Origin of the sequence: Clostridioides difficile ATCC 9689 = DSM 1296, from assembly GCF_001077535.1 — a bacterium.
Taxonomy (GTDB): domain Bacteria; phylum Bacillota; class Clostridia; order Peptostreptococcales; family Peptostreptococcaceae; genus Clostridioides; species Clostridioides difficile.
Genome location: NZ_CP011968.1, coordinates 624,397 through 638,173 on the forward strand (window position 1 = coordinate 624,397; position 13,777 = coordinate 638,173).

13 protein-coding genes are annotated in these 13,777 nt (G+C 28.4%); 7 read left to right on the forward strand and 6 right to left on the reverse strand.

What is annotated here, in order from left to right:
• Positions 1-73: 73 nt before the first annotated feature.
• Positions 74-1,360 (forward strand): helix-turn-helix domain-containing protein, encoded by a 1,287-nt coding sequence (locus tag CDIF1296T_RS03400; RefSeq protein WP_003439084.1) that lies wholly within the window; start codon positions 74-76, stop codon positions 1,358-1,360.
• A gap of 377 nt (positions 1,361-1,737) precedes the next feature.
• Here the strand turns inward: CDIF1296T_RS03400 and CDIF1296T_RS03405 are convergent, their stop codons facing one another.
• The 6 genes from CDIF1296T_RS03405 to CDIF1296T_RS03430 all read right to left on the reverse strand — a co-directional run bounded on the left by CDIF1296T_RS03405 (position 1,738) and on the right by CDIF1296T_RS03430 (position 8,388).
• The gene (locus tag CDIF1296T_RS03405) at positions 1,738-2,844 is read right to left on the reverse strand and encodes a M20/M25/M40 family metallo-hydrolase (RefSeq protein ID WP_009895556.1); all 1,107 of its coding nucleotides are present in this window, start codon (positions 2,842-2,844) and stop codon (positions 1,738-1,740) included.
• Between the two features lie 34 nt (positions 2,845-2,878).
• Complete coding sequence (locus CDIF1296T_RS03410; RefSeq protein WP_003439088.1) at positions 2,879-4,420, reverse strand: AbgT family transporter; 1,542 nt, start codon at positions 4,418-4,420, stop codon at positions 2,879-2,881.
• 361 nt (positions 4,421-4,781) lie between these two features.
• Complete coding sequence (locus tag CDIF1296T_RS03415) at positions 4,782-5,528, reverse strand: MBL fold metallo-hydrolase (protein ID WP_009895558.1); 747 nt, start codon at positions 5,526-5,528, stop codon at positions 4,782-4,784.
• A gap of 211 nt (positions 5,529-5,739) precedes the next feature.
• Positions 5,740-7,050, reverse strand: coding sequence for a M20 family metallopeptidase (locus CDIF1296T_RS03420; RefSeq protein ID WP_009888329.1), 1,311 nt, complete (start codon positions 7,048-7,050; stop codon positions 5,740-5,742).
• Between the two features lie 12 nt (positions 7,051-7,062).
• Positions 7,063-7,533: a hypothetical protein gene (locus CDIF1296T_RS03425; RefSeq protein ID WP_003417884.1), complete on the reverse strand. Its 471-nt coding sequence runs from the start codon at positions 7,531-7,533 to the stop codon at positions 7,063-7,065.
• Between the two features lie 3 nt (positions 7,534-7,536).
• The gene (locus tag CDIF1296T_RS03430) at positions 7,537-8,388 is read right to left on the reverse strand and encodes a DUF3100 domain-containing protein (RefSeq protein ID WP_003439094.1); all 852 of its coding nucleotides are present in this window, start codon (positions 8,386-8,388) and stop codon (positions 7,537-7,539) included.
• A 969-nt stretch (positions 8,389-9,357) separates the two neighbouring features.
• Here CDIF1296T_RS03430 and CDIF1296T_RS03435 point away from each other — a divergent pair.
• The 6 genes from CDIF1296T_RS03435 (at position 9,358) to CDIF1296T_RS03460 (ending at position 13,772) form a co-directional block, all read left to right on the forward strand.
• Positions 9,358-10,269, forward strand: a complete 912-nt coding sequence (locus CDIF1296T_RS03435) for a helix-turn-helix transcriptional regulator (protein ID WP_003439096.1) — start codon at positions 9,358-9,360, stop codon at positions 10,267-10,269.
• A 174-nt stretch (positions 10,270-10,443) separates the two neighbouring features.
• Positions 10,444-10,941: a GyrI-like domain-containing protein gene (locus CDIF1296T_RS03440; RefSeq protein ID WP_009895561.1), complete on the forward strand. Its 498-nt coding sequence runs from the start codon at positions 10,444-10,446 to the stop codon at positions 10,939-10,941.
• A gap of 743 nt (positions 10,942-11,684) precedes the next feature.
• Entirely contained in the window at positions 11,685-12,047 is a 363-nt protein-coding gene (locus tag CDIF1296T_RS03445) for a response regulator (protein WP_003425081.1), read from the forward strand.
• Positions 12,048-12,144: 97 nt separating this feature from the next.
• Positions 12,145-12,729 carry a chemotaxis protein CheC gene (locus CDIF1296T_RS03450; RefSeq protein WP_225544781.1) on the forward strand — a complete coding sequence of 195 codons (585 nt, stop codon included), beginning with the start codon at positions 12,145-12,147 and terminating at the stop codon, positions 12,727-12,729.
• Positions 12,726-13,211, forward strand: coding sequence for a chemotaxis protein CheD (locus CDIF1296T_RS03455; RefSeq protein WP_003425085.1), 486 nt, complete (start codon positions 12,726-12,728; stop codon positions 13,209-13,211). Before CDIF1296T_RS03450 ends, CDIF1296T_RS03455 begins: the two co-directional genes overlap by 4 nt.
• A 42-nt stretch (positions 13,212-13,253) precedes the next feature.
• The gene (locus tag CDIF1296T_RS03460; RefSeq protein ID WP_009895563.1) at positions 13,254-13,772 is read left to right on the forward strand and encodes a chemotaxis protein CheW; all 519 of its coding nucleotides are present in this window, start codon (positions 13,254-13,256) and stop codon (positions 13,770-13,772) included.
• Positions 13,773-13,777: the final 5 nt, after the last annotated feature.

The window sequence follows — 13,777 nt, forward strand, 5'->3', positions numbered from 1 at the left end:
TTAAATAGAAGTAGAAAATAGTGAGGATATAATTTTTAAAAAGTATAATATTTATGGATTAGGAGCGAAGTTTATGATAGTGGGTATTATAGGTCCTTCAGACTCTGGGTTTAAGATAAAGGATGATTTAAAACAGATAGACAGTGATTTAAAGACTAAAATATATGTAAGAGAAAAAGTAGTAGATACAATAGAAGTTATTTCTAAATGTGAAGACGAATGTGATGCTATTATATTTACAGGATGTGCAGTTTATGAATTTATAAAATCTAAGTATGAGATAAGTAAGCCACATTCATTTGTACCGAGAAGTGGGACGAGTATAATGAAGGCATTTTGGGCAATAAAAAGTGCAAATATAAAATTAGATAAATTCAGTATAGATGTAGTTGATAGATATGTTGTGGAAGATGCACTTAAAGAATTTGATATTAAAGCAACGAGTGTATTTTGTAATCCATTTTCTTTGGAAGTAGGAGAGTCTGAACTTGTAGAATGGCATATAAAATTATTTGAAGAAAATAAGACGGATATAATGTTAACTGGTTTTGGTGCAGTATATAATGAATTAAAAGAAAGAGGCTATCCTGTATTTCGTTTACAAGCTACTATACAATTAATCAAAGAAAGTTATGACAAGGTAAAGAGTGAATATGCTCTAAGTAAGGCAAGATTTTCTCAAATTGCTGTTGAAATATTGAGTTTAATAGATTATAAAGAGAAGATAGATAACTATTATTCTGACATGATAAAAAAATCAGATATGGATAAGCTTGTAGTAAACTATGTAAGAAGCATTCAAGGTTCCTTATTTTTACTTGGAAGAAATGATTATGTTGTATTTGTTCATAAAGGGGTAGCTGATAATGAGTATAATTATGATAAGCTATTCAATCTAAAGAGAGAGATAAAAGACATGGGCTTTTCTCTTAGTATAGGAATTGGTACTGGAGTAACTGCGTATCAGGCTGAAAATAATGCACATAAAGCATTAAGACACTCCATAGATTCAAAAGAAATTGGTATATATTTGGTAGATGAAGATGAAAACATAAGAGGACCTTTAGCTTCCGAAAATGAATTAAATTATTCTTTGATGCTATCTGATGAAAAGGTAATCGAAATATCTAAAAAGACTGGAATGAGTTGTGAGTCAGTTGCAAAAATTATTGCTATAAATGAGAATAGAAAAAGTAAGATTTATGATTCAAAAGAGTTAGCAGAGTATCTAAATGTAAGTGAAAGAAGTGCAAGACGTATATTAAATAAAATAGTAAATGCAGGTTTAGGTCGAATATGTGCAAAAGAGACTAGTATTGGTGGAGGAAGACCAAAAAATATTACTGAAATACTGTTTTAAGATATTTTATAAAACTGTATAAATCATTATATTGTATAAAATTCTACAACAAATTACTATATAAAGTATTAAAGCTTATTATGAAAAAAATTAGAACAAATAATTATGTAAAATACTAGAATAAATTATTAATATAAAATACTAGAGCCTATTATTAAAAATGCTAGAATAAATTATTATGCAAAATATTGAAGCTTATTATGAAAAATGTTAGAACAAATTACTATATAAAATATCAAAGCTTATTATGAAAAATGTTAAAACAAATTATTATATAAAATACTAAAACCTATGTAAAACAACTCTAATATATAACTTATAAAGTTGAAGATACATAGGTTTTTATTTTTATAATTTAAAGAGTTCTATTATGATATTTATAATTTAATCATATGATAAACTATTTTGGCAGTATCATATAATTCGTCTATATTTACATATTCATTAACTGTGTGTACATCATACATACCTAGACTTAATATAGCACAATTATATCCAAGATTAGCTAATATATTTGCGTCACTTCCACCACCAATTACCATTGGATTTGGAACAATACCAACTTGTCTTATTGCTTCTTCACTTAACTTGAAAACGTGACTATCTCTACTAAGTTCAAAACTAGGGTAAGACATATTATGTTCAAAAGTATAAGTAGTATTAAATTTAGATGCAGCATCCTTACAACATTTTTCCATATGATTAAGCTCATACTCTAAAGTTTCAGGTATATGAGACCTAATTTCAGCAGTCAATGTAACCTTATCAGTTACTATGTTTGTAGCTCCACCACCTTCTATTTTACCTATATTTGAAGTAGTCAATGAATCTATTCTGCCTATGTGCATGTTGCTTATTGCATGAGAGGCTACTAATATAGCATTTAACCCTTTTTCAGGTTCTATACCAGCATGTGCTTTCTTTCCATGAAAAGAGATTTTTATAGATTGTTGAGCAGGAGCTTTGTATGCTATCGAACCAATAGCTCCACCAGAATCTAAAATCACCATATCTTTACAAGGCAAGTTGTCAGGATTAAAGTTTTTGACACCATGCATACCAGCTTCCTCACAGATTGTAAAACAAAGATAAATATCTCTATGTGGTATTTTTTCTGTAATAACATGTTCTAAAGCTTCAAGTATAGCAGCTATTCCAGCTTTATCATCTGCACCAAGTGTAGTAGTTCCATCACTTCTAACTACATTACCATCTAGTATTGGTTTTACACCTAAACAAGGTTGAACTTGGTCCATGTGTGCACATAAACAAAGTGGTCTACTTCCTTCTTCACCTTTTATATAGGCAATGACATTACCTGTATTGCCACCATATTTTTCACCTGCATCATCTATAATGGCGTCTATATTTCTTTCTTTTAAGTAGTTTACCAACCACTTAGACATTTCTAATTCTTGATTAGATGGGCTATCAATTCTAACCATATCCATAAAATTATTTATAAGTCTATTTTTATCTAACATAAATTATTTCTCCTTTTAGAAAGATTTAAATAAATTACATGCTATATGAAGGAAGTATTCCAGGTCCTAGTGGAATATTAAATACCATAAACAATATTAGTAGTATAGTCCACACTATTAAGAATGATATAGAGTATGGTATCATATTAGCAATTACAGTACCCATACCAGCATCTTTATCGTATTTTCTTGTGAATGCTAGTATAATAGGGAAGTACGGAAATAATGGGCTAAGTGGATTTGTTATACAATCACCTATACGATAAGCCATCTGAGTAAGTGCTGGATTGTATCCAACCATCATAAACATTGGTACAAATATAGGTGCAAGAATAGCCCACTTTGCAGATGCACTACCTATAAATAAATTTATAAAACATGATAATATAATAAATCCTATCAACAATAAAGGTCCATTTATTCCTGCTGATTTTAAAAATTCTCCGCCCTTTACAGCTAGTATCAGACCTAAATTACTATTTGTGAATAATTGCAAAAATTGTGAAGCAGCAAATGCTAGTATTATATATCCACCCATATCACTCATTGCACTAGCCATTATAGAGACTACATCCTTATCCTTCTTTATTTTACCTATAGTTTTTCCGTATACAACACCAGGTATGAAAAATGCTAGTGCTATTATAGGTACCATACCTTTCATAAGAGGAGCATTGTTTGATAGTAAATCTCCTGTTTCTGGGTCAGCTAAGAATGGTTTTTTACCGATTACACTAAGAGCTACTATAATAGCCACATATATTAATATACTTATACCAGCTTTTTTAAGCCCTTTCTTTTCTACATCACTAAGACTTCCATCAACATCTAGTTCTGCATTTCCTTCATATTTACCAAATCTAGGAGCTACAATTTTTTCTGTTACCCATGTTGCCAAAAGTATTAGAACAAAAGTTGATGCTATCATAAAAAATAAGTTCATTGTTGCATTGGCTTGAAATCCAGAATCAATCATTTGAGCTGCTGGAACTGTAAAACTTGCAGCAAGTATATCATTGACACTTATCATAATGTTTGCGGCAAATCCTAGACAGACTGCTGCATATCCAGAAAATAAACCTATAAGTGGATGTCTACCAACACCAAGATATACAAGTGCAGCTAATGGTGGAAATAATATTGTACCTGCATCTGAAGCTATATTGGCAAGCATACCTATAGTCATTACAACAAGAGTTACTCTTGTTTCAGGAATCTTGCTTACTGATGCTTTGATTGTTGCTGTCATAAGTCCTGTTTTGTCACATACACCAGCACCTATCATAGTTACTAGAACTAGACCCAAAGGAGCAAACCCTTGGAAATTGCTGACTATGTTTCCTAAAAGAATTTGAAGCTGTTCTACAGTCAATAAATTTACAGCGGTTATAGTTTCTCCAGTACCAGGATGAACTACTGATATACCCATAGAACCAACTAGACTAGATAGTATAAGTAAAAGTACACATAACCCTAAAAATATTGTAACTGGGTCTGGTAGTTTATTACCAACAGTTTCTATTCTGTTTAATGTCCTGTCAAAAAAGTTTTTCTTCTTAACTACGTTATCATTCATAATATCCTCCCTAATGTTTAAAAATATAATTAAAAAATAAGTATTGTGGTTAATCTTACAATATAAATTCTGCTTGTCGATTTAAGACGTGTCCACAATATGTCCTAAAAAAAGTATAAAATAAACTTTTTCCTGTGTCAATGCAGTTTTCTGAATTTTCTGGTTGAGTGGTGTTAGTTAAATATGCTTTAAGTAGATTAATGACGAATTTTATCTAATGTATTTAAATAACATATGCACTTTAAAATTAATTTTAAAACAAAATTTTATGAAAAGCTAGTGGAAGATTAAGTTATTAAAATAAGTAGCGTAGTAAAGTGTTAGATTTTTTAATTAATCAAAGAAATTTACTTTGTATTTTCTACAAAAATCTGTGAATATCTTTTGAATTATGTAGAGGATATAAATTTATTTTATTTACATAGATTAGATTTTGTTCTAATTTACTGCATTCAAATGGTTTTCCATGTCCAGGATAAATCATTTTAGGTTTTGTATTGATGATTGTTTTCCAAGATTGAATAAATTCTAGTTTGCTTTCTGCAAATATGGTAATTTTGTGAGTACTTGGAAATCCATTCATTGCAGAATCTCCACAAAATAAAACACCTTCATCAATTAGTAGTGAAATTGAATCAGCAGTATGTCCTGGTGTATCTATAATTTTTCCATTTAGTTCTTTTTCAATTTCTTTACGATTCTTGTCAGACACAAGAATACACCTTTTTTCAAATTCTTGTTTAAGTGGAGAAAAACTATGCTCACCTTTTCCAAATAGTTTCATAATTTGGCAAAAGAGAAAGGCAGTACGGCTGGTACAACCACCAATAAAAGAGTTTTGACCTTTATATAGAATTTCTAAAGCTTTATCATGCATAACAATCTTTGTATTAGGAGATTCGTCTAGAATCTGATTTAGAAAACCAACATGGTCATCATGAGCATGAGTTAGAAATATGTATCGAATATCTTTGATTTTTATGTTGAATTTAGAAATTCGTTTTTTGAAATGTTTAAAACCATTTTCATATCCAGTATCAATCAAGACAAAGCCATCTTGAATAGGGTACAACCATGTATTTATAATTCGATTTCCTGCATTAAACATTTTTTCACCACCTTGAATTAGAATAGAAATTTATATTAATTAGAAAGAATATAGCATAGTTCTACTGATATTTCAACGTAGCTCTAAAAGTTTTAAGGAGGATAATATATTTTAGTTTAATCTAAAAACTAAAAGAAAAGAAGTATACTGTTACAAAAACAAAGAGTGGTATAACTTTTACAGTAGATACCACCCTATTATAAAAATAGACTTATAAAGTTTTATCGTGTTTTTCTAAGAATGTTAGATATTCTTCTTTAGTCATAACTGGAGTAAAGGTATCTAATATATCTTTAGCATCCTTAGCATTATCAAAAAGAAGGTCTACAACTGTAAGTGCCATTGCTTTAGCAGGAATTATGTAAGCTAAATCTTCATCAACTATTTCAAAATCTCTTGTATGAAGAGCTCCTTTTACACCACCAATCATAGGGTGAAGAGTAGGCATTATATGAGACACATCTCCAAAATCAAAAGAGCCTGTAAAATCTCCACCATCAATAACTTTTCCTTTTAGACCTAAATCTTCAAGATTGTTTTTAAATAAATTATCAAGACTTTTGTATCGTAATATTGGAAGATATCCAGGAATTTCAGTTATCTCAACATCAGCTCCAACTGCCATTCCACCAGCCATCAAAGCCTTATTTATTCTTTCATTAGCATCAATCATACCATTTATAGTTCTAGCTCTAACATATGATTCCATATGAACATCAGCAGGAACAACATTTACTATATCTCCACCTTTTGTGATGATAGGGTGGAATCTAACTCTTTCAGACTCTTTAAAAGTTTCTCTAAGTGCATTCACGTTGTTTATAGCAAGCATTGCTGCATTTAAAGCATTTATTCCATCATGTGGAGCAGAACCAGCATGAGATTCTTTACCTATAAATTTAACCTTTTTTCCAACAAATCCATTACTCTCAGGACCAACTAGAGCCTTATCTTCTCCTAAATCAGAAGCATGAAACATCATAGATATGTCTATATCATCAAAATAACCTCTTTTTATTAATTCTTGTTTTCCACCAAAATAAGTTATTTTTCCTTCTTTTTTTAATTGCTCTCTGTATTCCAACTCAATAAACTCTTCAGCAGGAGTAGCCATAAAAGATACTTTACCATCTAAATGTTCTAAAACGCCACTTTTTACTAAACCAACAGCAGCACCTAACATTCCAGCTATCTGAATATTATGTCCACAAGTATGAGAAGCACCTATTTCATTAGCATCTTTATGTTCTTTACATGAGATACCATCCAATTCTCCAAGTATAGATATATGAGGACCTTTCTTGCTAGAATTTGCATCTGCTTTGCATCCTGTAACTGCTATATTTTTTTCTACAGATAAATTTAATTCTTGCTCAAAAAAGTTTGAAACAGCTTCTGTAGTTTTAAATTCTTTATATCCATATTCTGGATTTTTGTATATTCCTTGACCTATTTTTAATATTTTTTCTCTATTTTCATCTATAGTTTTTATTACTAGAGATTTTAATTGTTCTTTATTCATAATAAATTCCTCCTATATTTTACCTTGAATACTTAAAACTATATGAGCTATACTCGCACATGCAAAGAATATAGTTGTAAATACAATAAGTGAAATTATAACTATTTTCCATGACATTTCTTTTAAAGCTTCTATTTTGTTTCCAACAGAAATTCCTGCAAAAGCTAGTAGTGGAGTAGTTATAGCCATAAAGTTAATATTATTAGTGTTAGTTAAGAATACTTCAGATGTTGGACTATATGGCATACTAAGTAAAAGGCCGATTATAGTTGCAAATCCAAAAGCTGGAAAGATTGATTTAGGAAATAAATCTTTTATAATCATAGCTGCCATAGCAGCTAATATTAGCATCACCATACCAGGAAGAGCTGTAACTATAGATGTACCAACGCTAATTCTTTGTCCTATAAGAATTATAACTCCAATAACAGACATAACCAATAATTGATATGAACTTTTCTTTAAATTTAAATTAGCAAACATTTATTAGCACTCTCCTTCTGTAGATTTAATTTCTTTAGTTTTTTTATTTCTCGAAAATTTTGGTTCTAAAATCTTATACATAAAATTAGTAAATGGTAAGGACACAAAAACTAAGAATATAATTCCTGTTATACTAGACATCATATTGCTTGTTGCAGCATAGGCAAGTATTGTATCTGCCATTTCAGGTGGTACCATGGTAGATAATGAACCAGCAGCTGCTGTCATCATACTTCCACTACCAACACCACAGGCCATTCCCAAAGCATATGGGTGAAGACCACTATAAATAGATATTGAACCTAGTACACTAAAGTATATAGTACCAAGAACTGTTCCCATTAAATATGTACCAAGTACACCACTACCTTCTGGTGAGTTTATCCCATATTTTTCTGATATAACTCCTAAAGAAGGTTCACGACTTATACTTGCAGTAGCTCCAACAGCTTCTCTTTTCATTCCAAACATTAATGCAAGAGGTAATGCAACGATTGGTGCAAGTATATGACCAAATTCTTGAGCGATAAACGCTGGTCCAGCTTGAATTATTTTGTCAATGTTTGGTCCAACTGTAGTACCATATTTTATACCAAGCATTACTAGTGCAATTCCAACAACTTCACCAGCAATATTTATTTCTTTTTCTCCAACCACTTTTTTAAGCGCTTTAATTTTTTTACCTAATAAATCTGGTGTTATTATAAGTCCAATTATAACTGCATAAAGCATAGGGAACAGTACTATAGAGGCTTTTCCAATAGCTATAGTTCTTTGCCCTATAAATTCACATATTACTACCAAGATTAAGCAAGTTAAAAATACTTGAATAAAATGTTTTTTATTAATTTCCATGATTTCCTCCTCAAAAGAATAAATATTTTACTTATCTGAAATGAGAAAATACGTTTTCTTAAGTATAATACGTTTTCCTAAATAAAATGAAAAAACTATTTCAAATAAGTTTCAGAAATGTCAATAACATGTCCTTAATTAAGGATAAAACAAAAATTTAACATTGTCAACGAAAAATATCTAAAATATTACATATTTTGAATATATTGTAATATAGCTTTATTATGAAAAAATTGTTTAAATATTGTAGGAATAATAGCTAAAAAGCTTTAAAATTAGTAATATAAAATTGAAAAATAATAATATAGAATTGAGAAATAGTAAATTGAAATTTTAAAATAAATGAGTGGAAGTAGCTTAGTAAAGTATGGAAATGAATATTACAATAAAAAATAAATAATATGTAAAGACTTTAAATTAATTTTAAGTATTAAGTACAAATACTAATTTTTGATATAGAAATTGAATAAAGTAAATGATAATAATCAAATGAATTAAGATGATAATAAGTGAATTGATATAGAAATAAGTAAATTAAGTAAGACGATAACAAGTGAGATAATAATAAATGAATTGACATAGCAATAAGTAAATTAAGTAAGACGATAACAAATGAGATGATAATAAGTAAATTGATATAGAAATAAGTAAATTAAGTAAGATGATAACAAGTGAGGTAATAATAAGTGAATTGATATAGAAATAAGTAAGTTAAATAAGATGATAATAAGTGGAATTGATATAGCAATAAGTAAATTAAGTAAGACGATAACAAATGAGATGATAATAAGTAAATTGATATAGTAATAAATAAATTAAGATGATAATATCCAAAGTGAGAAAGATAATAGAAAGTAAATAAAATCATGTAAGAATAATTTAGATAAGATTCTAAGATTTTGTTTATTTAAAAATTAGTATGATTAATTTAGATTAAATAAATTTAATAATTTTAGTAGGTGGTAATGAATGAAAATAAATAGATTAACAGAAATAATAGTAATTCTATTAAATAAAAAATTAGTAACAGCTAAAGAGTTGGCAGATAGGTTTGAAGTTTCTACAAGAACCATATATAGAGATATAGAAACTCTGTCTATGTCGGGAGTACCAGTATATATGACGAAAGGCAAAGGAGGAGGGATATCTTTAATAGAAGAATATTCTATAGACAAGGCTATATTGTCAAAAAAAGATAAAGAGAGTTTAATAGTTGCACTGAAAACATTACAGGCGACTAAGTATCCAGAAATAAATTCAGTAGTAAATAAAATTGGCTCAATATTTGGAGAGCAGAATTTTTCAAACTGGATTGAAATAGACTTTACTGAATGGGGAAGTAATTTTAATGAAGATGATAAATTTACAAAAATAAAAGAAGCTATTTTAAGGCGTAATACTATAAATTTTAATTATGTAAATAGTTTGTCAAGCCAGACAAACAGAACTGTCGAACCACTGAAGCTTATGTATAAGAGTAAGACTTGGTACTTGTATGGATTTTGTAAACTAAAAGATGATTTTAGGATATTTAGAATTAGTAGGATAAGGAATTTATCTATAAAGGATGAAGTGTTTTCAAGAAAGATAATAGAAGAAGTATGTTTGAATGATTCTAAAGTAATTAAGGAAAATACTATAACGTTGAAATTGAGGTTTAAAGAAAAGATGCTTTTTAGAGTATTTGATGATTTTAATAAGGATTTAATAACTAAAAATGAAGATGATACATATGATGTAATTACAGAATTTCCTATTGGTGAATGGATTTATGGATATATTTTATCGTTTGGTGACAATGTTGAAGTACTTGAACCTAAAGATGTTAGGGATAATGTAATAACTAGACTAAGGGAGTTGTCTAAAATTTATTCATTATAATATAATGCTAGATTAAAGATTTTATTAAATATATAATATCTTGCATTTAGTATATAATATCTCACTGAGTTTAATTATATTAAAAATATGACATAAAGGTGTCGTATATTATAAATTATAATTGAATTAGTTCAAAATAAAATATATTAATAAAAACAAAGTGAGGTATAAAGTATGAATTATGAAATAGTAGAGATAAATGAGAAAATAGTTATAGGAATATCGAAGGAGACTACAAATAAAGATGGACAAGCGGTAAATGATATAGGTGAATTGTGGAAAAAATTTATGGGCAAAGGGATATATAATGCTATAAAGGGTAAAAAGAATGACAAGACAATAGGTCTATATACAGATTACCAGGGTGATTTTACAAGTCCGTATAGCTTTGTTGCATGTTGTGAAGTAAATAGTAATTCTGATAAAGAGAAGAATTTAGAAGAATTAAACACTAATAATACTGTTGGAGAAAGTATTATTAGTAAAGTTATACCAGCAGGTAAGTATGCAAAGTTTGTTATAGTAGGAGGTCAAAAAGAAGTAGGAGATTTTTGGTTTGAGTTTTGGCAAATGGATTTTGATAGGACTTATATAAGTGATTTTGAAGAGTATCAATGTAATACTTTTGATACAAAGAAACAAGAAGTTCATATTTATATAGGAATAAAGTAGATTTGTTATTACTATATTGAATGAAGTATTGAGTATAGTACATTTATTATAGATAGTTTTATTATTTATAACTATAAGCAGTAAATCTGTAAAAGATTTACTGCTTTTTTAGTAATTAATAGTATCAGTATCACTTTGAATCTTCAGACATATTCTTCATTTAATATTGTTTATTGATAAATGATACTTGTAAATATAATGATTTGTTATTTAGTTTAAAATATGAAAAAAAGTATTATAAACACATTAGAATACTTCTGGATTTATGGGTATACAATTTGAAAAATATAAAAAATAATGTATAAAGCTAAATCTAATTTAATCGATAATACATATAGAGAAATATAATTAAGTAAATAAACAACTATCTATTAGATATTGAGAAAGTCAAATCCTATATGAATCTACAGAAATGATTTTAATGAATCTGAAAATTTTTTTTATACAAACATAAAAAAGGTATAAAGTTGTTTTATTATAATTTAATTACTTTTGATAACTTTTTATGTTTTATACAATTATATTTTTAATAACTCGTCAAAACGCCAAACATATATTACAATAGATATATAAGTTTTTTTGTTGACAAATTATGTTAAGAGAATTAAGTATAATATGGCATAAATAATTACTTTTATTTATCAATGAAATGTATTTATTGTGTAGCGAAAAATAGTCAGATAGTATAGACAATAACTGAAGATAAAAGCGTTTATTGTTGTACATATGGAGGAGTTAGTTTTATGGAAAATAAAATTTTGATAGTAGATGATGCTATTTTTATGAGAATGATAATTAAAGAAGCTCTGAGTAAAAGTGGCTATAATAATTTAATAGAAGCAAATGATGGAGAAGAAGCGTGTAATATATTTAAATATGAAAAGCCTGATTTGATGTTGCTTGATATTACAATGCCAAAAAAAGATGGTTTAGAGGTGCTAAGAGAAATAAAAAAGTTGGATTCAAGTGCTAAGGTTGTAATGTGCTCTGCAATAGGACAAGAGAATATGATTGTAGAAGCCATAAAACTTGGAGCGTTAGATTTTATAGTGAAGCCCTTCAAAACAGAAACATTAGTTAAAGTTGTAAATAATGTTTTAAAATAAAAGTGTAAATATACACTAATACAATGAAAAGTAAATAAATGCAATAATAAAGGGAGGGGTTTATATTATAAATTATTTAGAACTTGATGATGTTCATATAGATGCTCTTAGAGAAATTGGTAATATAGGCTCTGGGAATGCAATTACTGCACTTGCATCCATGATAAATAGCAATGTAGAAGTATTAATACCTATGGTCAAGATACTTGAATATAATGAAGCGACAAATTTGCTTGGTGGTCCAGAAAACAAAGTAGTATGTATTTTACTCGATATGAAAGGTGATATCAATGGAATGTTTATGTTTTTGTTGGATGAATCAATAACTCAACTTATGCTAAGTTCTCTTTTTAATAAAGAAGAAGCTTTTTTAGATGAGATTGAGGCAATTGAAATTTCAGCAATTAAGGAAATAGGAAATATTATGGCAAGTTCATATGTAAATGCTATTGCATCTATGTTAAACATGACTATAAGTGTTTCAATTCCAGATATATGTATTGATATGGTTGGAGCTGTTCTAAATGTGCCTATGATAAGATTTTCAGATGTTGGTGACAAAGTCTTATTTATAGAAAATAAATTTAAAATGAGTGATAATTATTTTACTAGTCACATTTTGATGATTCCAGAAATGAGCTCACTTAGAGAAATACTCGTGAGGTTGGGATTAGAAGTATGAATAGAGAGATAGTAGTGAACATTGCAGATATGAAGATAGCCTATAGACCAAATGTTTTAGTTACTTATGCACTTGGTTCTTGTGTAGGAGTATGTTTGATAGATAAAGTAGCTGGAATTGGTGGAATGTTACACGTTATGTTGCCATATAGTAAAGATGCTATTAACATTGAAAATAAGTGTAAATTTGCTGACACAGGAATAAATGAGCTCATTAAATCTATGGAGAATATAGGTGCAAATAGAATATATATAAAAGCAAAAATTGCTGGAGGTGCTCAGATGTTTTTAGGAAGTAGCAATTCAGTAATTGCAAGTATAGGACATAGGAATGTTGAGGCAGTAAAAAAAACTCTTTTAGGATTAAATATTCCAATATTAGCTGAGGACACAGGTATGAATTATGGTAGAACAATACGTTTTTACACTGAGACGGGTGAATTACTTGTAGATTCAATAAATAAAGGTAAGAAGAAATTATAATATATATTTCATAGAAAGTGTATTTTAGGAGGGAGGTATTAAATGAGATTTCCAGATGACCCATATTTAGATTATGGACTAATTGATGAAGGAATTAAGTATCTAAAGTTTAAAGTAGATGAGCAAGATTTTGGGGTTGAACTTGAAAAGGTAATAGAAATTACTGGAAATCAAGAAATTATATTTATTCCAGAACTACCTACATATTCTAAAGGCATAATAAATCTAAGAGGAAAAATCATTCCGATAATAGATATGAGTTTGAGACTTAAAAAAGATGAATTAATGACTACAAATTGCATGTATATAGTAGTAACTGAAATAAAGGACTTGGTAGTTGGATTTGTGGTTGATAGAGTTGATGATATAGTAAGCTTAGAAAAAAGTAAAATATCACCTCCACCAAGAGTTACTATAGAATATTCGGATTATTTTGTAAGTGGAGTTGGAGAATTAGAAGGTAAAATAATTACTTTACTAGATTTAGAGAAACTTTTGACAGATAAAGATGAAGTTTTAATAGATGAATTAATCAATGGGTTTGATTGCACTATCATGTAATATAG